The sequence below is a fragment of the Blautia sp. HCP3S3_G3 genome (assembly GCF_052063365.1).
In the GTDB taxonomy this organism is placed as follows: domain Bacteria; phylum Bacillota; class Clostridia; order Lachnospirales; family Lachnospiraceae; genus Blautia_A.
The window spans coordinates 98,267-121,961 of sequence record NZ_JBQHXR010000008.1; the positions used below are offsets into that span (position 1 = coordinate 98,267).

A 23,695-nucleotide genomic window follows, 5' to 3' on the forward strand; every position below is an offset into this window, starting at 1 on the left:
TCACAGAAAATACTTCTTTGCAGCATTTACGCAAAAGCAAAACACATGAAATGCCGCACTCACTTTATTGATCTTCTCATCCTGTGTCTGGATTTCCCAAACCTGCTTTATACTCTTGAACTTATTGGATGACAGGGAGTTGCTTCCAACTCTGTAACGTACCAGAGTCTCGTTAATACCACATGCCACAGCTCCACCTCGAAGCAGGCTCAACCAGGTTGCATAATCCTGGCCACCTCTTCTAAGAGGCATTCTGAAATCACCCAGTACAGTTCTATCAACGATTACAGATGATGTGGCAATGATTGTGTTATGAAGGAGATACTTATAATCACAAGTTTCGCGGAGATTTCTTTTTCCCTTGATTGTGTTACCTTCTTCATCCATCATCTCAATTGCAGCATATGAGAAGGGGCTATTCTTCTCCCGCATCAACTTTATTTGCTTCTCCGTCTTTTCCAGCAACCACAAATCATCGCTATCAAGAAATGCTACATACTGACCGCTGGCGAGTTCCAACGCCTTGTTTCTTGCTGCACCTGCTCCCATATTCTTAGGCTGTAGGAAATAAACTATCTCAGGATGAGATTCTTTGTACTTAGCAATAATCTGGGCAGAATTATCTTTCGAGCAATCATCTACCAGTACAATCTCAATATCCTTGTAAGTCTGAGAAAATACAGACTCCAACGTTTTATCAATATACCTTTCGACATTGTATACCGGTGTGATTACCGATACTCTTCCTTTAACATACTGCCTTTCCATCCAGCTCTCTCCTATTAATAAATCGGTGTTACCCAATCTTTAAACTGCTCTACTTTACCTCTAACCACATCAAGATATGTCATGTGGAGTTCTTTTGTGATAGCGCCAGTATCACCGTTGCCGATAACGTACTTATCCACGCTCAACACTGGAGTCATCTCCATTGCAGAACCGCAGAGGAATGCCTCATCGCAGGTATAAAGTTCTGTTCTGTCGATTGTTCTCTCAACAACCTTATAACCTTTGCTTTCAGCAATCTTTATTACTGTGTCTCTTGTGATACTCTCAAGAACGCTGTCCGTGAGCTGAGGAGTAATCAACTCCCCGTTTTTTATCATAAAGAAGCAAGAACCAGGTCCTTCAGATACCTTACCAGCTTCGTTCAGGAAAAGACATGTATCGTAGCCGTTGCGCAGCGCTTCTCTCTGGCCAACACGGCTATTGATATAGTTGGCCCCACACTTGATTCTAGGAGACAGGGTTTCATCGCTGATTCTTCTCCAGGAAGTAACGCAGACGTTAAGTCCCTTCTTGTTGTACTCAGCGCTTGTTCTACCTCTTGGAATTGGAGCAACAAACATATCAACAGGATCAGCAGATCCCCAGGAACCAAATCCATCTACAAACAGCGTCTGACGAACGGAAAGGTTCTCATCATATTCATTTGCCTTTACTACATCCACAAGAGCCTTCTTCATTTCTTCCTTACTGTAAGGATTATCAATCTGAATCAGCTTTGCAGAGCGGATAAGACGGTCATAGTGTTCATCCAGTCTAAAGGCATAGAGCTGTTTTTCTTCATCATTCCAATAGCAAGGAATGCCTTCAAAAACATTCAAACCAAACTGTGATGTGGGAGCGAGTACATTAATTTTTGCGTCATTGACGTTAAGGATTTCTCCCTTGAACCAAATTCTTCTATTTGCAACATCGTATCTCATACGTTTGTTCTCCTTTTTTAATCCGGCAGATGCGCCAGTCTGATAATTTCAGCTTCTTCAGCCTTTGCAGCTTCTTGATCGTTCATTGACTCATCAGCTTTGTTTTCATAAATCTTCTCGTGCTTAAATGCCTTGAAAACAGATAGCAGACCAATCTTGATATCAATCAGGAAGCCATACTTATTGAACAGGTCTACATACTCATTGTCGTATGTAACTTTCTCATCCCAGCTGATATCATTACGACCCTTAATCTGAGCCAAACCGGTCAACCCAGCCTTAACTTCAAATCTCTTCTTATATCTTTTATTGAGCGTTTCAAAATCACCAAGCTCATATGTAACACAAGGTCTAGGGCCAACAACTGACATGTCTCCCATGAAGATGTTGAATAGCTGTGGAAGCTCATCAAGACTGCTGTCTCTGAGTTTTCTTCCCACCTTGGTAACACGTGGGTCATTCTCATAATTGAAGAGACCAGCACCCATCTTCTCAGCGTTCACAACCATGGATCTGAATTTCAACATCTGGAACACTCGTCCGTCTTTTGTTCTTCTTCCCTGCTTGAAGAATACAGGTCCTTCCGAATCCCTCTTAATTGCAATAGCAATGACAATCCAAAGAGGTGTCAGCAGGATGATTAGAATCCCCGAAGAGACGATATCAAACGCTCTTTTTATAAACAAACTAATCTGTTTCATTTTCTCCACTCTTTTTCAAAACTTCTCTACCCATCAGTCACAATCCCTTTTCCACCCCAACTACACATCAATAGTTGAATGTGTGGAAAATATCATCGAATGTTTCTGCTCTCTTGATTACCTCAACCACTTCACCACAGATGTCGAGCACAGGGAAGTTCGGTAGGATAAATGGAGGTTTCATGACCAGTGAGTAAGAACCGCAATTGCTGATTACAATTGCATCACCCACTGCAAGTTCTCCGGTATAGTTATTGTAAAGAACATCCCCCTCAATGCAGGTGAAACCTACAAGGTCTACTTCCTCGTATTCCTCACCAGCACTCATATGCACAACTTCCATAGGAGGATTGATGCCTGTCATGCTGATATTCTTCTGACTGCCAAGAACGGAAGCAAAATACTTACCTCTGACATTCTTGATTGTCTTGACTGTGCCCACAAATTTCATGCAGTCACCCACAACTGCTGAACCCGGCTCGATGATAAGCTCTGGGGCATTATCCTTCCCTTTGAAGTAATCTGCAAAGACTGTGGCTGCTGCTTCTGCATACTCCTTATAATCGGGAATCTCGGAAGTGAACTGAGCCTTAAGTGAATCGGCCATCTTACCAAATAGACCACCACCGATGTCCACTCTTTCCGGTATCACGCCAACTCTATCCAACAGTTCAACCATGCCCTTTGCCCTTGCTGGCCAATACTCAATCTGGCGCTTTGCAAAATGGCACTGGAAATTAATGAAGTGGAGATTTGGTGTTGTGGTTACAATTTCAAGAACCTTCTTGAAGTCCTCACCATCTACATCGAAACCAAATCGGGAAACAACTCCGTCAGCCACATCGTAGTTGCAGCGTATTCCCACGCTGAGAACCTTATCAGTAGCTCTCGCCAACTCCTTTATATACTCTGCCTCACTGACGGAATCGATGTTTACCGTTCCTCCAGCAAGCAGGAATTCACTCATTCTCTCTTTATCTTTAATTGGCCCATTCCAGATGATGCGGGAATGCTCAACTCCACATCTAAGCGCCAGTTCCATTTCCATCTCGGAAACGACTTCTGCATATCCACCAAGCTCATTTACAATCTTGCAGAACTTTGGTGTGTAGTTTGTCTTGTAGGAATAGGCGATATTGAATTTCGGATATATTGAAGAGAATGCTTCCTTCAATTCCAGGAAGTTTGTCCTAAACTGGTCGGAATCCAGAAGGTAGAACGCCTCTCCATATTCTTTTCTTAAGCCCTCGATTACAGTACTATTGATAACCATTATTTCCCCTTCTTCATTTCAACGATTCTAGCTACGTCTCTAATTACTTCTTCCTGGTTTTCTTTAAAGTCAGTCATCTTACTGACCTTTTCCTCGTAGGCGATCAAGTCCGCCATATTCTCCTTAAAAACCTTCTCTATCTCGTCAACATCACTCATCTTGAACACATCACAGAAACTACGAGAAAGAATTGCTCTAGTAGACCCGAGACGGCAATGCTCCATTATTACCTTTTCTGCCGGAAGGTCTCCGGTTCCAAGCCTAGCAATGCCGCCAAAGCCATATGGAAGTCCCTTCTCCCTGATCTTCTTACACAGCATTTCAACTGTTCCGTTCGCCAGAAGCTCAAACATGAATGTCATGCCGTAGGAGAGGTGAAGATCGTTAAGGCCAATATGAATTTCATCCATGCCACCGTTTTCCAACACCTCATCCAGGCACTCCACAGCTTCTTTGGTTTCAAGAAGAAGGGTGGTCTTACACCTTCCATCCACGACAGAAAGAAACTTTGTAACTTCAGCAGCAGATTTCCACATAGGGAGCATGATGATATCTGCTCCTGCAGTTACAACATCATTTATTTCCTCTACCGAGTTCTCATTCCACGGGTTTACTCTCACCAACATTTCTGAGGTGGAAAGAAGCGGCTTTATCCTTCTCACATCATCCACAGCGTGATTAGACTTGACCGTATTCATCCCTTTTTGACGCTCTTCTTTCCCCAGCGTCTCTAAATCAATCCAGATTCTATCTACTCCGTACTTTTCAGCAATCAGAGCAACATCTGGTCTATTAGTTATGTACATTAATTTGAGCGCCATTTCTTCCCCTCTTACTTCCTTTTCTTTTGTCCTTACTTATTTGCGTGGTTTCTTCCACACATCTTCCCAACCACAACTCCAATAAGACAGCCAACCGTATTCCCAATCATGTCATCGAATTCAAATAGGCCAATCCGAAATACCAATTGAACTATTTCAATCGAAACGGAGAGCAGGAATCCTGCCATTACCACGCGGAGTCCAAACTTCTCTCCAGAGCACAAATAGAGCAATAAACCCAGTGGAATGAAGAGGATATAGTTGAGAACTATTTCCATCCTCAGTTCTGGATGACTGTAGGACCAGAAGGGGGTAAGTTCCACCTGACCTATCCCTGCCTTCCTCCCAATAACTGTCTCCATCAAGATGAAGAGAATATATGTGACGAGCAAAGGTCGTGCTATATTCTTTTTCCCATCAATGACCCACACCCCAACAAACGCGGCAATTAACCACAGCCACCAAAACGAGGGGAGGGATTTGAATTCATTGATTATTGAACCTGTAAAATCCATCGTTTTCCCCCTTCCTGTGGTATTTTTGTTTATTGGTATTTTGGTTTCAGGGCTTTTCTCCCCTTGCTTTTTCTACTTTTCTTCATCCACACCATACCCGGTGTGGTCATATATCCCTTTTCAACCAACCAATCTACTCAACCACGCATCTCATCCTTCTCATCTGCTCCACATCGCTACCTTTTCCACACTGTTTTGTGTGGTTTCTATTGTTTTGGAGTGGTGTTCTCCACACGGTTGTGGTGCGGTTTTTAGGGTAGATAGATGATTAGGGATTCACCCCTACATGCACCTCTTTTTTCCTCTTTTCCACCCATTTTCAACCTCTCTTTTCCCCTCATTTCCACCCCTCCAGCACCGTCATACTCACCAAAAAGTGAGTAGTAAAATTGGCGTAATTGTTAGGTAGATAGATAATTAGGGATAGGTGTCGAGAAGCAGGTACTTTTCTCGGGTCGATAGATGATTAGGCATTGGAGGTGAAAGTGAGGGTCGATAGATAATTAGGGATTGGTGTCGATATACACCTCTCTAACCCTCATTTTCTCTTTCTCCTGTGCTCATCTGCACCCCTTTTCACCTTTTTCCTTCTCGCCGCCACTCTCTTTTTCACTTCCCCGCCATTTCTGGTGTGGTTTTTAGTTCTGTAGAGTGGTTGGAAGGGTGAAAAGTAGTGAATAATAACGAATACGGGTGCATTATGGAGGGTTTGGATTGGTAGTTTTGTTAGGTTGATAGATGATTAGGGACTAATATCTACTATTGAATATTTCCTATCTCCATGCATTGATTCCATGATTCTATTGGATTCGTAGACATATTCTCTGTCCCAATTGCATAACCGGTAATTGTAATATTTATATCGTCAATAGAAGCATACTCTGCATTACTAACTTCATTCATTTTCATCTGTTCAGTCAAAGCACTTGTACTTTCTCCCGGTTGTAATGCTGTCATCTCAGAATTACCATAAGCATAAACGACCGTGCCTCCATCCTCACTAAGAAAACACCAATCATCATCAGCATCAAACGAGTAAAGCATTCCATTACCAGTTTCCGGCATATCTACTTGAATAAACACATACATCTCTTCTGTAGAATCATTGAAGATCACAGGACTCACAGAAAAGCTGTCTCCCGGCGCAATTTCGCCACTACTCAAACCGGTGTCCAGGTCAAACTGAAATATTTGCTTCTTTGAGAAGTCTGAAGTTTGACTTTTCATAAAAAACAGTTTCGTAACAGCATACGCAACAATCACTGTTGCCATAAATATGCCTATCCACGATCCGATTGTTATTATCCTTTTCTTCACTTTTCCTTCCCTTCATTCACACTAACTCCTGCGAAAAGACATAGCTTCGCCATTCCTCATCCACCCGGAATGAGGTCCCTGCTCCGCTATGTTCAAATCCCACAATCGTGCGGTAAACCAGCTACAACTGCGTCATTTTGCCTATCAGTGCTTCTATATCGATTTCTACTTCTTCCTGAAGTTCTTCATCAAAGACTTTGATAACTCTCTCTTCTTCGGTTGTTTTATCTGCACCCTTTTCTTTGTTTCTCAGAATCTTACTCTCAGTTTCTTCTGTATACAGTTCCTGCTCCTTCAGTTCCTTCATAGTCAGGATAGTCAGTCCCAGCTTTACCGGTTCTTCCCTGAAAGCAAAATCCATCAACACCAAACGGTTATGCCTGTCCGTCTTTCGGATATGTCTCTCACAACCGATTAATGGACCATAGGTGATGACTGCCGTTCCTGCAGGATTCAGATATCCGTAGGACATGCGGGCTGTTCCGCCATCATCCAGAAGCCACTGGAAGAAGGCTTTCTCTTCCTCTGTCAGAGCAGAACCTCCTTCTTCCTTCAACTGTCTGATGAATCCCCACCGTCTTTCCTTCATGGAATCCAGCAGGTCATCGAATTCTTTCTGAGTAAGCTCTGACTGTACGAAGATATATCCCGGGAACATAGGCTTTTCTGCCAATCCCCTTCGATCTCTGCGATAATACTCCATCATGGGAAGGAATGCGTGAACTCCTTCCTGCTCAAGAAGGAAGCACAGCTGACTCTGCTTCTCTGTCTGGACAAACAGGATATACCAGTTTTTCATATTATTACAGACCCTTCATATTTTGTTCTGATACCATTTTCGTTGAAGGATGATATGTAGGAACAATTATTTCTACCAGATCAACAATTTCAGCGCTGTTACTATAACATGATTCAGCTAATAGTTCAAGTTGTTTAAGAAAATTCACCTCATCAAATGGAATCGGTTTTCCAATATGAATCAAATCATTAGGTGTTTTTGTCATCCCCTCTTCAGCCATCAGCTTTTCTTCATAAAGCTTTTCCCCGGGTCGTAATCCCGTATACACAATTTTAATATCTACGTCCGGTTTATATCCTGAAAGCTTAATCAGATTTCTTGCCAATGTATCAATCTTCACCGGTGCTCCCATATCCAAGACAAAGATTTCCCCGCCTTTTGCATAAGTTCCCGCCTGTAAAACAAGGCTTACTGCCTCCGGAATCGTCATAAAATAACGAATAATATCAGGGTGCGTTACCGTAACCGGACCACCTTTTTCAATCTGCTTTTTAAACAAAGGAATTACTGAACCATTACTTCCAAGCACATTTCCAAAGCGTACAGCAACAAATTCTGTACTGCTTCCAAGTTTCTCAATCTTTTTACTAATATTCTGACGATATTCATCACCATCTTCAAAATGCCCGCACAGTGATGGAAGTAAGTCTTCTTTATTCTCTTTGCCGATCTTATCCATGGTCTGGATAACCATTTCACACAGTCGTTTGCTGGCACCCATAATATTCGTTGGATTCACAGCTTTATCAGTACTTACAAGTACAAATCTCTGGCATCCGTTCATCAAAGCCGCATATGCAGTTTTATAGGTCCCCATCACATTATTCTTAATTGCTTCACACGGGCTTGTTTCCATAAGCGGTACATGCTTATGCGCGGCTGCATGATATACAATATCCGGCTTATACTTTTCAAAGACACTGTTGATTCTTCTGCTGTCTCGTACGGAACCTATCAATACGGTCAGGTTCAGTTTCGGATATTTACTCTTTAACTCCTGTTCGATATCATAGGCATTATTCTCATAGACATCAAAAATAATCAGATGTTTCGGTTCATGGGCAGCAATCTGTCGGCAGAGTTCACTACCGATGGAGCCTCCTCCTCCGGTTACCAAAATCGTTTTGCCGCTGAGATATGTAAAGATTTCTTCCATATTGACTTTGATGGGATCACGTCCCAGAAGATCTTCTACAGCCACATCTTTCATCTGGCTCACAGAAACTTCCCCATTGACAAGCTGATACATTCCCGGAAGTACTTTAAGTTCACAGCCTGTCTCTTTACAGATATCAAGAATGTCTCTTTTCTCTTCTGCTGAGCTGCTTGGAATTGCAAGAAAAATCTGATCTATTTTATATTTTTCTGCGTTGAGAAGAATATCATCTCTTCCTCCTACAATGGGAATCCCCTCTATATAACGTCCCCACTTATTCGGGTTATCATCCACGATGCAGCAAACTCTTGCTTTTGTCTCTTTCGCGTGATTCAGTTCACGAAGGATCACCTGACCTGCTGCACCTGCGCCAATAAGCATTACACGATGAACAACGCCTTCCCTGGATTGATTCCTTCGACTCCTTTCAAGGAGTATAAAACGATACGAAAACCGGATTCCTGCAATGAGCAGCAGCTGTATTCCTGTACCAATAATATGATAAGATACAGGCATACGAATGACTCCGAATGTAATTCCAATAATATGAAAAACAGACGTAATAACAGAAGATACAACAATCCTTACCAGCTCACTGTAACTGGCAAAACGCCACACACTGTTGTACAGACGAAGAAACCAGAATACAAGAATTGAAAATACAGTATACCAGGGCGCAAACTTCATATATCCATGAAGATAATCCACCGGTATACTGGAATATCGGCAGTCAAAACGTACCCATAACGCTAACAGGTATGCAACATTCACGGCTATAGCGTCATACACCATCAGATAGCACGCGATAACCTGCCAGTGCTCCAGGCGCCTGCGTTTTTTTCTTGTTTCTTTTTTTTCTGCGTTATCAGAAGTTTCTTTCTCAAACATAATGTCAATCCTTTTTCTTTATTTCATACTCTTCTTTTCATAGTGCAAATCACTATGGTATTCATTTCTTGTCATGGATTTTTCCGAAAATTTTCGAATCCGGCCAGACACAGTCTAATTATAATACCCTGTTGATTTTTGTCAAGTACGGTTTACAATAATGTCTCTGTTTATTCACGACATTTCGTTTCACTTTAGCAAAAAGATCCGTCTTTATTCAGCGGTATGATTACAAGACATGTCCCTTGGCTTTAATTACGGTAATCACTTCCTGGACATATTTCTCACAGACTTCTTTGCTTTCTGCTTCTACCATGACACGGATCACCGGTTCGGTACCGGATTCTCTCACCAGAATCCTTCCTGTATCACCAAGCTGATCAGCTACAGCCTGAACTGCCTTCTGCACATCTTCATCCGCCTGTGCTTCAGCCTTATTTTTCACACGAATATTCTGCAGAACCTGTGGGTAAATAACGAGCCCTTCTGAAAGCTCACTCATTTTTTTCTTTTTCGCCATCATGACTTCCATCATCTTAAGGCTTGTCAGAATACCGTCACCGGTGCTTGCATATTTCGAGAAGATAATGTGACCGGACTGTTCGCCGCCGATACGGCAGCCATTGTTCATCATATATTCATAAACATATTTGTCTCCGACTGCTGTCTTAGCATAATCAATTCCGGCTTCATCAAATGCTTTATAAAGTCCGAAGTTGCTCATAACCGTTGTGACTACAGTATTGGTAAGGAGCTTTCCTCTTTCCTTCATATATTTGCCATAAATATAAAGAATATGATCACCGGAAATTACATTTCCTTTTTCATCAACACACAGGCAACGGTCAGCATCTCCGTCATAGGCAAATCCCACATCCAGACCATTTTCAACAACAAATTTCTGAAGTCCTTCTATATGAGTAGAACCTGCATTGGTATTAATGTTATAGCCGTCCGGCTCCGCATTTATCACATAGGTTGTGGCTCCCAGTGCGTCAAAAACTGATTTAGCAATATTCCAGGAGCTTCCGTTCGCACAGTCAAGACCTACTTTCACTCCCTTGAAGCTGTACATGCCAAGCGAGATCAGATAACCCACATATCTGTTTCTTCCCGAAACATAGTCAACGGTACGACCGATCTTATCCTTATGGGCAAATGGAACTTCTCTCCATGTTTCGCCAAACAATTCCAGCTTACCGTCAAGATAATCCTCTACAAAGCCGATGGTAGCTTCATCCATCTTCTCACCTTTGCTGTTGATCAGCTTGATTCTATTGTCATAATAGGGATTGTGAGAAGCACTGATCATAATACCGCAGTCAAAATCATCCACTCTTGCCACATAAGCTACTGATGGTGTGGTTGTAACGTGAAGCAGATAAGCATCTGCTCCTGAAGCAACAAGGCCGCCTACCAGAGAATATTCAAACATGTAACTGGAGCGTCTTGTATCCTTGCCAATAACAATGCGCGCAGGTGTATCATCACCTGCTATGCGTCTCACTTCCCCATAATACCAGCCAAGGAAACGACCTACTTTATATGCATGATCTGCCGTCAGATTCTCATTTGCCTCCCCACGGAAGCCGTCGGTTCCAAAATATTTTCCCATTGTCTTTCCCCTTTGTATTTTTACTTCATTCTTATAACTTCGAACACTCAACGTACCGGCCATGTATGGCACGGTTTGTCATCTTTACGTCCTCTTTGCGGAGGCAGAAGGCGGTGTTCGACCTCAAATACAGAACTATTAGTTCTGTACCTGTTCTCAGTTTCCTGATATCTATCATCTCAATTACATCTGCTGACAACGCAGATAACGCTTGAGAATAAACAAAGTGTATTACACTTGTTTATCAAAATTATTCATAAATTGCTTCCCGATAATCCTTGCACGCTGTAAGTCTTTGTCTCCGGCAGTGAATGTCCGGTTTTTTATTTGAAATGTCTTTATAGCAGCAACTAAGATTCCTGATCCCCACGATTTATAAGTCAGATATTTTTTGATTCTGCTGCTCAGGTGAAGCGGAGACCAGTTTCCGGCCTGCTTGAGGACAGCTTTGGAGTATTCAGGCTCATATTCTTCCCAGGTAATTACTTTTGCCTGATATTCAATCGCATAATTCAGAATGTCTCGACTGATCTTATGTGCCCAGTATTCATTCAGATTTTTAAGGTGCATCCAGTATTTCTGGTCAGCTTTGGGCTGACCATGACTGCCCATACTCATTTGACTTTTTCTGATATAATCCAGCCAGCGACTGCTTTGGCTGCGATACTGAGCACCACCCTTAAAATATCGAACAGAGAGTTGATCACCTTCTGCATTCAAAATGCATGCTACTGCAAATGCGTCTCTGTTGGTAAATTGTATGGCGCAAATATTTGCTCTGTCAGTTATGCGTTGCTTCAGTTTTCTTGCATCATATACAGGTTCTCGGACAGGAACATGAAGGAAGTAATGATTCCGGCTAATTACAATAGATGGTGACAGCCATCTTACTCCTTCTTTTTCCATGTCAGGCAGTTCATTACCATGGAGACGGCATTCTTCCCAGATCCATTCTCTCCCATTCCAAATATTTACAGTAATTCGCCTGCCTGTAAAATTCCGGTACAGTCTCTGATAGAGTACAACAGAATTCTGTGCCGCCGAACGTTCCGGAAATTTTTCATCTTTTATATCACCATTTTTTGCTAACAAACTTTTCAGAGCAGCTATTTCACCGTTAATGGCAGCACGCCGGAAGTACGCAGGAACTTTGTTCCAGGGAAGCGGTATTTCTGGTTCTGGGTTACTTTTTGATGATACGGTGAGCCTTTCCAATTCACGCATGAGGTTTTGACTTCCATATTCATGCAATTCAGGATGATCTGTCAGAACCTTATGATAAAATAACTGCAGTTCGTGATAGAGCTTTTGGTTTTCTTTCATCCATTCCGGATGAGGACATTCCAGAATTAAACGAATTGTTCGGATACGATAACCGGTTGTCGTAATATGATCAGCCATTTCGAGCCTCCAAACATAAGCAATATTTACAATTTCTTAAAAAATTAATATCTTATTTATGCATTTCTTAAATATTGTATCATTATATTCCTGGAAGTGCAAGTCTGCTTTTCCGTGCAGTATGTCCGTTCATGCTTGAAAATAGATAGTTCATGATTTTTTTGTACACGGGTCTTCGACAGTTACACAAGGCTTACAAGATCATCACGGCAGACAAAGCATTTGACTTTGGCTTTTATGAAGAAAAGATTATGAAAAACGGACGCAAGTGCAAGGTAAAATCAAAAGCAACCGTAAAGCAGAAGATCATCATCACGTTTTCCAGAAAGATGATGGAATACCAACGATTTATCAGAAATCGTCAGATTGAGCGTGCAAGATTTTTTCAATATGAAATGCCAGAGTATAAAACTCTGGCATATACAACTTATTTCTGACGTTATTCTATTCCATCTGTATCTTCCATTTTTTCGATCAGATTATGAACAGATATATTCAGCCCGTCACATAATTTCAAAATTGTAAAAATACCTGGATTTTTCGTAATCCCGTGAACGATATTCATAATCGTAGTAATTGGAACTCCAGATGCACTGGCAAGATTATAATACGACATTTCTTTTTCATCGCATAGATTTTTGATCAGTTCCGGCAGCAATTTATCATTTCTCATTCGTACTCCCTCATTTCCATTCTCTAGAACTTTTTTCATGTTCAATATTAGTACGACAGAAAAATGTTATAATCACGTTTTAAATGATAATACATACCAGCCCGCCTTTACTGTCATTCACAATTTTCTGCATGGTATCCTGCAGTTTCACCTGGCTTTCTTCTGTGATGGATGCAATTTTACTGCGTATGCCATCCTGCACAAGCTGTTCGATGGATTTTCCAAAAATATTGGTTTCCCAGATACTTTCTCCTCTCTGGCTGCTCTCTCCGATATACTGGATCAAATCTTCTGCCTGCTGCTGTGTGCCTACGATAGGCGCGATTTCCGTCTCGATATTTGCCTTGATCATATGGATGGAAGGACTTTTGGATCGGATCTTGACACCATATTTGCTTCCCTGCTTGATCACTGTGGGGTCTTCCATTTTGATTTCATTCAATTCCGGGACAACAACTCCATATCCGCTGCCGCGGACAGACTCCAGAGCATCCTGCACCTTTACATATTTCTCACGCATGGCAGAAAGGTTTTTCAGCGTATGGATCAGATCGTATTCGCCTTCTATATGAACCCCGCACATTTCACTCAGCAGCTGATAATAATATTTTTCATCAATCTGTATGCGGATTCGTACACTTCCGTCAGAAAGACTGACATTTTCCATAATCGTTTCCTGTACATAAGGACCTTCCAGTTTTACAGATTCTTTGCTTATATCACGAATATGGGAAAGCTTTTTCATTTTCTCCCGGATTTGTGAAATGATCTGCTTCTTTAATTCATGGTCCATAGGAAGCATTTCCAGCCATTTGGGAATGTAATACTGGATTTCGCTTACCGGAAATTCATACAGGATATTTTCCAGAATTCTTGGTATGTCCTCTTTTCGCAGCTGTTCACAATTGACGGTTAACGCTGTGACATTGTACTTTTCCTGCAATTCTCTGGCCAGCTTTAATGTTTCTTCTCTGTATGGTGTCTGAGAATTGATGAGTATCAGAAATGGTTTTCCCTGCTTCTTCAATTCACTGACTGTTTTTTCTTCAGCTTCCAGGAAATTTTCTCTTGGAATTTCTCCGAAAGAGCCATCTGTGGTGATAACAAGGCCTATGGTAGAATGTTCCTGAATCACTTTGCGTGTACCGATCTGTGCTGCTTCATGGAATGGGATTGATTTTTCAAACCATGGCGTTTTTACCATGCGCTCCCGGCCTTCTTCCATATGACCGGAAGCATCCTTCACAAGAAATCCTACGCAGTCGATCAGTTTTACTTTTACTTTCTGCTCTCCGCCCAGAAGAACAGGAACTGCTTCTTTCGGGATAAATTTGGGTTCCACAGTTGTAATCAGTTTTCCGGAACCGCTCAAAGGGAGCTGGTCCCGGACTTCAGACTGCTTCTCCTCTTCCATTCCGGGAAGCGCTGTCAATTCCATGAATCTTCGGATAAAAGTGGATTTTCCAGTCCGTACAGGTCCAACAACGCCTATGTATATATCTCCGCCCGTCCGCGCCTGAATATCCCGGTAAATCTGAAAGTTTTCCATAATAAAAGCCCCCTTGCATAGATTTACACAATCGCATGTATTATTATATTTATATGCTCCGGGTTCTTTTTATATGTATGTGAAAAAAACGGCCACATATCCTGTGGCCGTTTCCCATTGTTCCTCTGAAAATTATTATTAATAGAACTCATTATGAAGCAGTTCGTGCTCTTTACCTTTCAGGAAGCCTTCATACAAACCAACGATAAGCGGGTTCTCATCACATTTCTTGATGATGGTTGCTTTGTCTGCATTGTAGATTCCTTCTGCTCTGGCTGCCTTGGTTCTGTCGCCTGCACCGGTCGGCTGTCCACCACCCATGATACATCCGCGGCGGCACGCCATAACTTCGATCAGATGATACTCTGCTTCTCCGTTCTTCACACGGTCCATAACTTTTCTTGCATTTGCAAGTCCGTTTACAACACAGATCTTAACATCCATTCCGTTATACGGAACTGTGAATTCCTTGATACCATCCGTACCACGCACACCGCAGTCTGCGATTGCCTGCAGAGATTCAACGCTGTGATCCGGGCTCAGTCGACGAAGAACCGCCTCAGTAACACCGCCGGTAACACCAAAGATCACACCACCGCCGGAACCATAACCAAACGGCATATCACATGCTTCGGAATCAAGTTTGGAAAGATCCAGACCGTATTCCTGAATCATACGGATCAGTTCTGTTGTGGTGATAACGATATCGGTGTCTTTTTCTCCATGAGTATAGCTGTTCGGACGATTAGCTTCGTATTTCTTGGCTGTACATGGCATAATGGATACAACTACTGTCTTTTTGCCCTTTGCATTCTCAGGCTGGCGGTAATACTCTTTGATTACTGCTGACAGCATTCCCTGCGGGGAACGGCATGTGGACAGATTCGGAATATAATCTTTATACTGATCTGTAATGAATTTCACCCATGCAGGACAGCAGGAGGTAAGAAGCGGAAGTGTTCCTCCTGTTTCCACTCTTCTCAGGAATTCAGCAGACTCCTCCATAATAGTCAGGTCGGCACTGAAGTTTGTATCATAAACTTCATCGAATCCCATCTTGCGGAGTGCATTTACGATTCTTCCCATTGCGCTCTTGCCCTTCGGCAATCCGAAATGTTCACCTACCGCAACACGTACAGACGGAGCGATCTGGGCAACGACACGTACATTCTTGTCAGCCAGTACATCCCATACATCTGTTCTGTTGGAACGGATGGTGATTGCACCGGTCGGACAATATACACGGCACTGTCCGCAGTTAACACAATCTGTTTCTGCGATCGGTTTATCAAATGCTGTTGTAGCAATTGCTTCTGTACCACGATGTGCAAAACCGAGAACTCCTACACCCTGTAATTCTTCACAGGCACGTACGCAGTTACCGCACTGGATACATTTGTTCGGGTCACGTACGATAGATGGGGAAGAGAAATCGATCGGATGCTCTTCTTTATAGTTATCAAAACGGATCTCACGAACTCCAAGCTTATGTGCCAGCTCCTGCAGTTTACACTCACCGCTCTTACGGCAGGTGGTACAGTCGCGGCAATGAGATGCGAGAAGCAGCTCAATGATCAGTTTTCTGTATTTACGAATTCTTGCTGTATTGGTATAAATAACCATTCCGTCTCTTGGCTCTTCTGAACAGGAAGCAAATGTTTTGCCTCTGTCATCTTCTACCGTACAAAGACGGCATGCACCGAAAGTGGATAACTCGGAATGGTAGCACAATGTCGGAATATTGATTCCTGCGTTACGGATAACGGTCAGGACATTTCTTTCATTGGTAAATTCGACTTTTCTACCGTCAATTGTCATAGTTCCCATAGTATATCCTCCCTTCTATGCTTCCACATAAACTGCATCAAAGTTACAGTTATCTTTACATGCGCCGCACTTAATACAAAGATCATTGTCAATCTTATATGGATTTTTGATCTTGCCATGGATGGCACCTGCCGGACAGTTCTTCGCACATTTGCCGCATCCGATACAGAATTCCGGATTGATATGGAATCTGCGGAGTGCTGTGCAGACTTTTGCACGGCATTTCTTATCTTTGATGTGTTCCTCGTATTCGTCGCGGAAGCGTTTCAGGGTACTGATTACAGGAAGCGGAGCGCTCTTGCCAAGGCCGCACAGAGCCATGCTCTGTACCATGGTTGCAAGCTCTTCCAATTCGTCAAGGTCAGACATCTGGCCTTTTCCATCTACAATTCTTTCCAGGATCTCAAGCATACGCTTGGTACCTTCACGGCATGGTACACATTTACCGCAGCTTTCACGCTGAGTAAAGCTCATGAAGAAGCGGGCAACTTCAACCATACAGGTGTTTTCGTCCATAACTACGAGACCGCCGGATCCCATGATTGCATCCAGTTTCTTTACAGAGTCGAAATCCAGAGGCTGATCCAACTGTTCTTCAATCAGACATCCGCCGGAAGGTCCGCCGATCTGAACGCCCTTAAATGCTGCACCGCTCTTCAGTCCGCCGCCGATATCATAGATGATATGACGAAGAGTGGTTCCCATCGGAACTTCAATAAGTCCTGTATTTTCGATAGAGCCTGTCAGAGAGAATGTCTTGGTTCCCGGGCTGCCCTCTGTACCAATGGTACGGAACCAGTCTGCACCCTGAAGAATGATCTTCGGTACGTTTGCATAGGTTTCTACGTTGTTCAGAACGGTTGGTTTTTCCCAGAGACCTTTTTCTACGGTACGAGGCGGTTTTACACGCGGCATACCACGATTGCCTTCGATGGATGCGGTAAGGGCAGAGCCTTCACCACAAACGAATGCGCCGGCACCACGGTTGATATGTAAATGGAAGTTTACACCGGATCCGAGGATATTGTCACCCAGCAGACCGTAAGCTTCCGCCTGTTCCATCGCCATACGGAGTCTCTTGACAGAAAGCGGATATTCTGCACGTACATAAATGTATCCATTCTCAGCTCCGACTGCATAAGCTGCAATGATCATACCTTCGATCATCTTATATGGATCACCTTCCATTACGGAGCCATCCATGAATGCACCCGGGTCACCTTCGTCACCATTACATACAACGTAGCGGTCTTTTTCTTTCTGACGGGCTACCTGACTCCATTTCTTGCCTGCCGGGAATCCTGCGCCGCCACGGCCTCTCAGGCCTGATTTGGTAACTTCTTCAATAACCGTTGCAGGAGTCATATCAAACAATGCTTTTGCAAGTGCCTGGAATCCGCCTGCAGCAATATATTCATCAATGGATTCTGCGTCAATCTTACCGCAGTTTTCCAATACGATTCTGGTCTGCAGCTTCAGGAAAGGAATGTCATCCGGATGCTCGCAGATTTCATTGTCATGTTTATAGAAAAGACGTTCTACCGGTTTTCCCTCGAGAACGGTTTTCTCGACGATTTCCTTACAGTCTTCAATCTGTACATGTACATACTGGTAATTATAAGGTTCAATACGCATCAGAGGTCCAAGTTCACACAGACCCTGACATCCGGTTTTGATCACACCAATATGCGGGATGTCTTTCTGCATTTCAATCTGAACGCCGTCAACATTCTCACAGAGTTTTACCATTTCGTCGTAGATTTTCTGTGCGCCGGATGCAATACATCCGGTACCGGAACAGACAAGGACACGACAGGTATAATTTGCGATATTTTTCTGAACTTCTGACTGTTTGGTTAACAGATCTTCTTTACAGGTTATACTCATGCCTTCTCACCTCTCAATCCTTCAATGAGCTCAACTGCCTTTTCCGGGGTCATCTTCGGGTGTACTTCATCATTGACTGTACATGTCGGTGCAAGTCCGCAGGCACCAAGACAGGATACTGTTTCCACTGTAAACATCATATCATCTGTGGTGTGTTTCTTGTGGCTCAGCCCCAGTTCTTTCATCATGGCCTCTTTTACAGGCATGGACTTTCTTACATGACACGCGGTTCCGTCACATACTTTGATAATGTACTTGCCTTTCGGCTCAAAGGAAAAATTCTCATAGAATGTAGCAACGCTGAATGCTTTGGCTTCCGTGATACCGATCTCGGCAGCTACATAAGTGAGAAGCTCACCCGGCAGATAACGATATTCTGCCTGGATGTCCTGCATGATGGGAATTAACGATCCGGCCTTGCGGCCATAATGCTCGATAATCTCATCTGCCTTTTTGTAATAAGACTGGTCTAACATTCATTTCCCTCCTTAAAATGATTTTGTAGTGTCTTTTTGATGTTTTGCTTATGCAGTTTGGGGTGATGTTTTGCTTAACCGGATTCTTTTTGTCCGCCCTCTCCGGCTGATTGTTGTATGTTCTTTTCTGTACAGTAATCCCACTTTTGTTCGGTGTTTCTGATCTTTCATGATTCTCGCGGTTTTGATTTTGTATTATAGTTTGTGTTCATAATACGCCGGGCTTACCGTTTGTTAAATATAATTGCCTTTTTGTTCATTTTTACGAACCTGTTCCAAACTTGCATTTGGCTATTATTAACATTTAACCATAGTTGTATTATACATGATATTGGCATTTTAAACAAGAATTATCTTTCATTTTTTTAAAATGATTTGTAGAAAAGTTATTTTTATCTTATTATATATGTTGTTTTATGGTCATTTTGCATAGTCATTAATTTGACGTGATTGTTAATAATTTGACGATTCTTCTCGGGATTCTCTTTTTATACCAGTTTTACGAAATAAGAAACATCTGATTCTTTTCTTCCTTCTTTTCTTTCTTCACAGCAGTTTATGTATTTGTTGATGAACATTCCTGTTCATCCATTGATTTTTCGCTGCTTTTCTTATATGATAACTTAGTGAAGATGATTATTCATGAAATAAATAACAGTATATAGGAGTAAATTATGAGAAATCTTGATACGCCGGTCAGAGATATACGCCGGAAAATTTTTGCAGAAGTTGCCAGAATCGGATTTGAATCTACAGATGAAACCCTGATCCATGATATTGAAGCGATTCCATACAATATTGTGGAAGAGCGTGCGAAATACCGTGACAGTATCTACCGCGAAAGAGCTGTTGCAAGCGAACGTGTCCGCCTTGCCATGGGGCTTTCCCTTCGTCCGGAAAATAAGGCGGTCCATCTGACCGATGGCCTGGAAGCCAGCAATATTGACGAAAAATATTACGAACCGCCTCTTATGCAGGTCATTCCTTCTGCATGTGCGGCATGTGCGCCGAACAAATACGAAGTCAGTAATATGTGCAAAGGCTGTGTAGCTCATCCCTGTATGCAGGCATGTCCGCGCGGTGCCATCTCCATGGTTAACGGACGTTCTCACATTGATCAGGAAAAATGTATCAAATGCGGCAAATGCAAAGCAGTCTGTCCTTACGATGCAATCGTTCATAAGGAACGCCCATGCGAACGTGCCTGCGGTGTCAAAGCCATTACCAGTGACGAACAGGGCCGTGCAAAAATTGTAGATGACAAATGTGTATCCTGCGGTATGTGTATGGTCAGCTGTCCTTTTGGCGCTATTTCTGATAAATCCCAGATTTTCCAGCTGGCTCATTCCTTAAGGGAAGGAAACAAAATTATTGCGATCGTTGCACCGGCTTATATCAGTCAGTTCGGTGACGATGTCACTCCACGTAAATTCAAAGCCGCGCTGGAAGTGCTTGGGTTCAGCAATGTTTATGAAGTTGCGCTTGGTGCCGATATCGGTGCGATCTCGGAAGCACATCATTACGCAAATGAAGTTGCCACCGGAAATCTTCCGTTCCTTCTTACTTCCTGCTGTCCTTCCTGGTCTATGATGGCAAAGAAATATTTCCCTGCCATGATCGATAATATTTCTCAGGAACTGACTCCAATGGTTGCTACTGCACGAAAGGTAAAACAGGAGCATCCGGATTGTAAAGTTGTATTCATCGGACCATGTGCGTCCAAAAAGCTGGAAGCAATGCGGAAAACCATTCGAAGTGATGTGGATTTTGTTGTTACATTTGAAGAGCTTTCTGCCATGTTTGATGCAAAAGAAATTGATCCCGCTTCTTTTGAAGGTGATTCCTCTCTACATGATGCAACCGCTGCTGGTCGTGGATACGCAGTCGCAGGCGGTGTGGCAGGCGCAATCGAAGCATGTCTGAAAGAATACTATCCGGATGTCCCGGTACATATCGAACATGCCGAAACTCTCGCCGAATGTAAAAAAGTCCTTGCACTGGCAAAAGCCGGCAAACTGAAAGGATGTATGATTGAAGGTATGGCCTGCCCGGGAGGATGTATGGGCGGAGCCGGAACCAACGTTCCTTTTGCAAAATCATCCAAGGCACTTCAGCAATTTGTAGCTTCTTCTTCCACGAAGCTTCCTTCGAAAGAACTGGAAGAAATCGAACTGGATTAATCCTGCTCTTGTAAGATAAAAAAGCTGTCGGAAGTATAGTGTTGACTCTCCGACAGCTTTTTTCAATTTTCCTCTTAACAATCCGCAGCACTGATGACTCAAACATGCTCGAAAACTCAGTCTTCTGCTTCATCCGGCATATGGTATTCGGTTCCTTTTAATTCTGCAAGAATCACTCTTATTTTATACCCGTAATTTTCTCCGGCTGCCCATCCGCATCCGTATGGATTTTCCTGAATTCCCAACCATTCCACATAGGGGGAGCTTTCTCTTGTCACATAATCAAAACGATCATCCACGCATTCCTGATTCAGGGGTTCTGACGACGCATAGGCTTTGAGATGCTGCACCTGTGCACGGATTCCAGTCCGCACATCCGGGTATGAATTACCGGCTACTCCGCCGCCTGTCGTACCAAGCCCTGCAAAATTAAACTGCTCTGCGCTGGAATCCCCTCCGTATTGAAGCCATCCTGTTTCCAGCATCGACTGGGCAAATACCACTTCTGCCCGCACACCTTCTGCTTCTGCTTCTTCCGTCATAATGCAGCAGAAATCCTCAATCGTACCTGCGCCTCCGTCTTCCAGAACAGCAGACGGATACTCTGCATTCTGACTATTGAACAGAGAAACCATATCTGTTTCCGAGGCCGTTGTTTTTCCCATGATTGTATAGTATCCATACGTATTGTCCGTCGAATCATCTGACTCGGAATTACCAAATACACTGGAACCGGAAGGTTTTCCAATCTGTCCTTCCTGACTGTAATCTGTTTCCTGCGAAGCTGCTTCTGCAGTCAGAGCCATCGTTGTATTTTTTCCCTCACTGATGATCGAAAAAGGAAAATGTTTCCATACAGAAAGGGAAACGGGTGTCCCAATAATCAGAACACCCGCGAGTACTTTTATTTTCCAGAGAAGTTTTTTATTTTTTCCGGAACGTTTTCTCATGCGTTTACTTTTCTCATAGCTGCTTCAACAACATGTCCAACCAGAACGGATGTGGTAACACTTCCAACACCGCCAGGAACTGGTGTAATTGCATCTACGATTGGCTCAACTGCTGCAAAATCAACGTCACCGCAAAGTTTACCTTCCGCATTTACGTTGATACCTACGTCAATGACAGTCTGGCCTTCTCTTACGTATTCAGCGCCAACAACACCTGCGCGGCCTGCAGCTACGATAAGGATATCTGCTTCTCTCGCTACAGACGGCATATCTACAGTCTTTGTATGGCAGATGGTAACGGTTGCATTTTTCTTAACAAGCATCATGGCTGCAGGTTTTCCAACAACAAGGCTTCTGCCGATAACAACTGCTTTTTTGCCTGTGCAGTCGATTCCGTAATGATCAAGAATTTCCATACATGCCTGTGGCGTACATGGCGGGAAACCAAGCTGCTTGCCTGTAAATACACCGGACATGGAAAGATCTGTCATACAGTCAACGTCTTTTTCTGCTGCCAGTGCGTTTTCGATGACTGCCTGATTCAGATGTTTCGGAAGCGGACGGAACAGAAGTACGCCATGAATATGATCGTCTTTGTTTACTTTATCGATTGTTGCAAGAAGTTCCTCCTGTGTAACATCTCCCGGAAGAAGGATTTTTTCGCATGCGACACCAAGAGTTTCGCAACGTTTGGTTGCTCCTTTTTCGTAAGATACATCACTTGGATTTTCGCCTACACGGATAATGCAGAGAGTAGGATTCACACCTTTTGCCTGCAGTTCTGCCACATTTGCTTTGATTCTTTCATTTAATGCTGCGGTAACTTCTTTACCTAATAACTGTTTTGCCATTTCTATATTCCTCTTTCTTCAGAAATCTTATTTCAGTCTTCCTAATACGCTGTCAAACGTTTCATCAGCGATCTTTGTGTATTTTTCAAGCATTGCATCTGCTTTTTTGTTCAGCTCTTCCGCATATTCTCTATCAGCCATGGATTTGGTATTGATATACACATTCAGGCTGGCACCTTTCAGTGCTGCACAGCAGAAAGCAGCGCCGACTCCGGCATCACTGATGGCAAGCTTGGAACCTTTTGCTCCAAATTCTACAAGAAGATCAATGGCCTCACAGCATTTTTCCATGATTTCCATTGGCACAGAGCAGGCTTCTTTCAGAACGATTTCCATTACTCTTGCTTTTTCTGCTTTTTCTTCTTCGGTTTCTCTCGGCATTCCGTATGCTTTGGAAAGCGGCTCGAATACTTCTGCATCTCTCTCAATTAAGCGAAGCAGGTCTTTCTGAAGCTGATCACATTTTGCTTTCAGCTCCCACATTTCTTCTTCTACATCTGCGTATTTTTTCTTACCTACGGTAAGGCTTCCTACCATATTACCGAGTGCGGTTCCTACTGCACCAACAAGCGCGGATGCGCCGCCGCCGCCAGGAACAGGTGCTTTGGAAGCAAGCACTTCTACAAACTCAGTACAGGTACTGGTTGAAAATCCCATGGGAAGTTCCTCCTTTATTTTATTATGCGGGAGGATAGCTCACCCTTGCAATCATACTTCTATTTTACGGGTAAGATCCTCTCGCATGGAATTTTATTCTATGATATCCTGATAAATTCGTTTACTTAGAACAGACCGGTGATCTTTCCTGTTTCGTCTACATCGATCTTTTCTGCAGCCGGAACTTTCGGAAGACCAGGCATGGTCATGATTTCACCTGTAAGGGCTACGATGAAGCCTGCGCCTGCGGAAATCTTCAGGTTACGTACAGTTACTTCGAAATCAGTCGGAGCACCCAGTTTGGTCTGGTCATCGGTTAAGCTGTACTGTGTTTTTGCCACACAGATCGGGCAGTTGCCAAAGCCCATAGCTTCCAGCTGTTTTGCCTGTTTCTGAGCATTTGCAGTAAGAACTACTCTCTTGCCGCCGTAGATCTTCTGTACGATCTGG

General features: G+C 43.1%; 21 protein-coding genes and 1 pseudogene. 2 read left to right on the forward strand and 20 right to left on the reverse strand.

What is annotated here, in order from left to right:
• From ACTNEW_RS09480 to ACTNEW_RS09530, 11 genes are all read right to left on the reverse strand, one after another.
• On the reverse strand, positions 1-768 hold the full coding sequence (locus tag ACTNEW_RS09480) for a glycosyltransferase family 2 protein (protein WP_441060277.1): 768 nt from the start codon (positions 766-768) through the stop codon (positions 1-3).
• A gap of 14 nt (positions 769-782) precedes the next feature.
• Positions 783-1,709 carry a branched-chain amino acid transaminase gene (locus tag ACTNEW_RS09485; RefSeq protein WP_441060279.1) on the reverse strand — a complete coding sequence of 309 codons (927 nt, stop codon included), beginning with the start codon at positions 1,707-1,709 and terminating at the stop codon, positions 783-785.
• A gap of 17 nt (positions 1,710-1,726) precedes the next feature.
• Positions 1,727-2,410, reverse strand: a complete 684-nt coding sequence (locus tag ACTNEW_RS09490) for a sugar transferase (protein ID WP_441060281.1) — start codon at positions 2,408-2,410, stop codon at positions 1,727-1,729.
• Between the two features lie 67 nt (positions 2,411-2,477).
• Positions 2,478-3,683, reverse strand: coding sequence for an alanine racemase (locus ACTNEW_RS09495; RefSeq protein WP_441060283.1), 1,206 nt, complete (start codon positions 3,681-3,683; stop codon positions 2,478-2,480).
• Entirely contained in the window at positions 3,683-4,504 is an 822-nt protein-coding gene (locus ACTNEW_RS09500; RefSeq protein WP_441060285.1) for an aldolase/citrate lyase family protein, read from the reverse strand. The genes ACTNEW_RS09495 and ACTNEW_RS09500 overlap by 1 nt, the downstream gene beginning before the upstream one ends.
• Before the next feature lie 32 nt (positions 4,505-4,536).
• Positions 4,537-5,019, reverse strand: a complete 483-nt coding sequence (locus tag ACTNEW_RS09505) for a VanZ family protein (protein WP_441060287.1) — start codon at positions 5,017-5,019, stop codon at positions 4,537-4,539.
• Between the two features lie 759 nt (positions 5,020-5,778).
• Complete coding sequence (locus ACTNEW_RS09510; protein ID WP_441060289.1) at positions 5,779-6,291, reverse strand: hypothetical protein; 513 nt, start codon at positions 6,289-6,291, stop codon at positions 5,779-5,781.
• 166 nt (positions 6,292-6,457) lie between these two features.
• A complete protein-coding gene (locus ACTNEW_RS09515) occupies positions 6,458-7,135 on the reverse strand; it encodes a transcription termination/antitermination NusG family protein (RefSeq protein WP_441060291.1) in 678 nt (225 codons plus the stop codon).
• Positions 7,136-7,139: 4 nt separating this feature from the next.
• Positions 7,140-9,179: a polysaccharide biosynthesis protein gene (locus ACTNEW_RS09520; protein ID WP_441060293.1), complete on the reverse strand. Its 2,040-nt coding sequence runs from the start codon at positions 9,177-9,179 to the stop codon at positions 7,140-7,142.
• A gap of 229 nt (positions 9,180-9,408) precedes the next feature.
• Positions 9,409-10,794, reverse strand: coding sequence for a phosphoglucosamine mutase (gene glmM / locus ACTNEW_RS09525; RefSeq protein ID WP_441060295.1), 1,386 nt, complete (start codon positions 10,792-10,794; stop codon positions 9,409-9,411).
• 231 nt (positions 10,795-11,025) lie between these two features.
• A complete protein-coding gene (locus tag ACTNEW_RS09530; RefSeq protein ID WP_441060297.1) occupies positions 11,026-12,195 on the reverse strand; it encodes a hypothetical protein in 1,170 nt (389 codons plus the stop codon).
• 191 nt (positions 12,196-12,386) lie between these two features.
• Here ACTNEW_RS09530 and ACTNEW_RS09535 point away from each other — a divergent pair.
• A pseudogene (locus ACTNEW_RS09535) lies at positions 12,387-12,575 on the forward strand (IS1634 family transposase); the annotation flags it as partial.
• A gap of 59 nt (positions 12,576-12,634) precedes the next feature.
• Here ACTNEW_RS09535 and ACTNEW_RS09540 read toward each other — a convergent pair.
• From ACTNEW_RS09540 to ACTNEW_RS09560, 5 genes are all read right to left on the reverse strand, one after another.
• Entirely contained in the window at positions 12,635-12,868 is a 234-nt protein-coding gene (locus tag ACTNEW_RS09540; protein WP_441060299.1) for a helix-turn-helix domain-containing protein, read from the reverse strand.
• Between the two features lie 79 nt (positions 12,869-12,947).
• Complete coding sequence (gene spoIVA, locus ACTNEW_RS09545; protein WP_441060301.1) at positions 12,948-14,417, reverse strand: stage IV sporulation protein A; 1,470 nt, start codon at positions 14,415-14,417, stop codon at positions 12,948-12,950.
• Positions 14,418-14,555: 138 nt separating this feature from the next.
• Entirely contained in the window at positions 14,556-16,244 is a 1,689-nt protein-coding gene (locus ACTNEW_RS09550; protein ID WP_441060303.1) for a [FeFe] hydrogenase, group A, read from the reverse strand.
• Positions 16,245-16,259: 15 nt separating this feature from the next.
• Positions 16,260-18,131 (reverse strand): NADH-ubiquinone oxidoreductase-F iron-sulfur binding region domain-containing protein, encoded by a 1,872-nt coding sequence (locus ACTNEW_RS09555; protein WP_441060305.1) that lies wholly within the window; start codon positions 18,129-18,131, stop codon positions 16,260-16,262.
• A complete protein-coding gene (locus ACTNEW_RS09560; RefSeq protein ID WP_441060307.1) occupies positions 18,128-18,607 on the reverse strand; it encodes a complex I 24 kDa subunit family protein in 480 nt (159 codons plus the stop codon). The genes ACTNEW_RS09555 and ACTNEW_RS09560 overlap by 4 nt, the downstream gene beginning before the upstream one ends.
• A 674-nt stretch (positions 18,608-19,281) precedes the next feature.
• Between ACTNEW_RS09560 and ACTNEW_RS09565 the strand changes: the two genes are divergently transcribed.
• Positions 19,282-20,787, forward strand: a complete 1,506-nt coding sequence (locus tag ACTNEW_RS09565; RefSeq protein ID WP_441060309.1) for a 4Fe-4S dicluster domain-containing protein — start codon at positions 19,282-19,284, stop codon at positions 20,785-20,787.
• Between the two features lie 116 nt (positions 20,788-20,903).
• Here ACTNEW_RS09565 and ACTNEW_RS09570 read toward each other — a convergent pair whose 3' ends face one another.
• From ACTNEW_RS09570 to ACTNEW_RS09585, 4 genes are all read right to left on the reverse strand, one after another.
• Positions 20,904-21,737: a glucosaminidase domain-containing protein gene (locus tag ACTNEW_RS09570; RefSeq protein WP_441060311.1), complete on the reverse strand. Its 834-nt coding sequence runs from the start codon at positions 21,735-21,737 to the stop codon at positions 20,904-20,906.
• A complete protein-coding gene (locus tag ACTNEW_RS09575; protein WP_441060313.1) occupies positions 21,734-22,588 on the reverse strand; it encodes a bifunctional 5,10-methylenetetrahydrofolate dehydrogenase/5,10-methenyltetrahydrofolate cyclohydrolase in 855 nt (284 codons plus the stop codon). The genes ACTNEW_RS09570 and ACTNEW_RS09575 overlap by 4 nt, the downstream gene beginning before the upstream one ends.
• A gap of 27 nt (positions 22,589-22,615) precedes the next feature.
• A complete protein-coding gene (locus ACTNEW_RS09580) occupies positions 22,616-23,245 on the reverse strand; it encodes a cyclodeaminase/cyclohydrolase family protein (RefSeq protein ID WP_441060315.1) in 630 nt (209 codons plus the stop codon).
• 125 nt (positions 23,246-23,370) lie between these two features.
• Positions 23,371-23,695, reverse strand: a 325-nt coding sequence (locus tag ACTNEW_RS09585) for a formate--tetrahydrofolate ligase (RefSeq protein WP_441060317.1), incomplete at its 5' end; no start/stop codon positions are given.

Bases quoted from the DNA above. Each gene is read 5' to 3' on its own strand.
- ACTNEW_RS09575 (WP_441060313.1), bottom strand. From the start codon at position 22,588: ATGGCAAAACAGTTATTAGGTAAAGAAGTTACCGCAGCATTAAATGAA.
- ACTNEW_RS09485 (WP_441060279.1), bottom strand. From the start codon at position 1,709: ATGAGATACGATGTTGCAAATAGAAGAATTTGGTTCAAGGGAGAAATC.
- ACTNEW_RS09555 (WP_441060305.1), bottom strand. From the start codon at position 18,131: ATGAGTATAACCTGTAAAGAAGATCTGTTAACCAAACAGTCAGAAGTT.
- ACTNEW_RS09530 (WP_441060297.1), bottom strand. From the start codon at position 12,195: ATGGCTGATCATATTACGACAACCGGTTATCGTATCCGAACAATTCGT.
- ACTNEW_RS09580 (WP_441060315.1), bottom strand. From the start codon at position 23,245: ATGGGATTTTCAACCAGTACCTGTACTGAGTTTGTAGAAGTGCTTGCT.
- ACTNEW_RS09505 (WP_441060287.1), bottom strand. From the start codon at position 5,019: ATGGATTTTACAGGTTCAATAATCAATGAATTCAAATCCCTCCCCTCG.
- ACTNEW_RS09565 (WP_441060309.1), top strand. From the start codon at position 19,282: ATGAGAAATCTTGATACGCCGGTCAGAGATATACGCCGGAAAATTTTT.
- ACTNEW_RS09515 (WP_441060291.1), bottom strand. From the start codon at position 7,135: ATGAAAAACTGGTATATCCTGTTTGTCCAGACAGAGAAGCAGAGTCAG.
- spoIVA (WP_441060301.1), bottom strand. From the start codon at position 14,417: ATGGAAAACTTTCAGATTTACCGGGATATTCAGGCGCGGACGGGCGGA.
- ACTNEW_RS09500 (WP_441060285.1), bottom strand. From the start codon at position 4,504: ATGGCGCTCAAATTAATGTACATAACTAATAGACCAGATGTTGCTCTG.
- ACTNEW_RS09490 (WP_441060281.1), bottom strand. From the start codon at position 2,410: ATGAAACAGATTAGTTTGTTTATAAAAAGAGCGTTTGATATCGTCTCT.
- ACTNEW_RS09520 (WP_441060293.1), bottom strand. From the start codon at position 9,179: ATGTTTGAGAAAGAAACTTCTGATAACGCAGAAAAAAAAGAAACAAGA.
- ACTNEW_RS09540 (WP_441060299.1), bottom strand. From the start codon at position 12,868: ATGAGAAATGATAAATTGCTGCCGGAACTGATCAAAAATCTATGCGAT.
- ACTNEW_RS09550 (WP_441060303.1), bottom strand. From the start codon at position 16,244: ATGGGAACTATGACAATTGACGGTAGAAAAGTCGAATTTACCAATGAA.
- ACTNEW_RS09570 (WP_441060311.1), bottom strand. From the start codon at position 21,737: ATGAGAAAACGTTCCGGAAAAAATAAAAAACTTCTCTGGAAAATAAAA.
- ACTNEW_RS09510 (WP_441060289.1), bottom strand. From the start codon at position 6,291: ATGGCAACAGTGATTGTTGCGTATGCTGTTACGAAACTGTTTTTTATG.
- ACTNEW_RS09480 (WP_441060277.1), bottom strand. From the start codon at position 768: ATGGAAAGGCAGTATGTTAAAGGAAGAGTATCGGTAATCACACCGGTA.
- glmM (WP_441060295.1), bottom strand. From the start codon at position 10,794: ATGGGAAAATATTTTGGAACCGACGGCTTCCGTGGGGAGGCAAATGAG.
- ACTNEW_RS09560 (WP_441060307.1), bottom strand. From the start codon at position 18,607: ATGTTAGACCAGTCTTATTACAAAAAGGCAGATGAGATTATCGAGCAT.
- ACTNEW_RS09495 (WP_441060283.1), bottom strand. From the start codon at position 3,683: ATGGTTATCAATAGTACTGTAATCGAGGGCTTAAGAAAAGAATATGGA.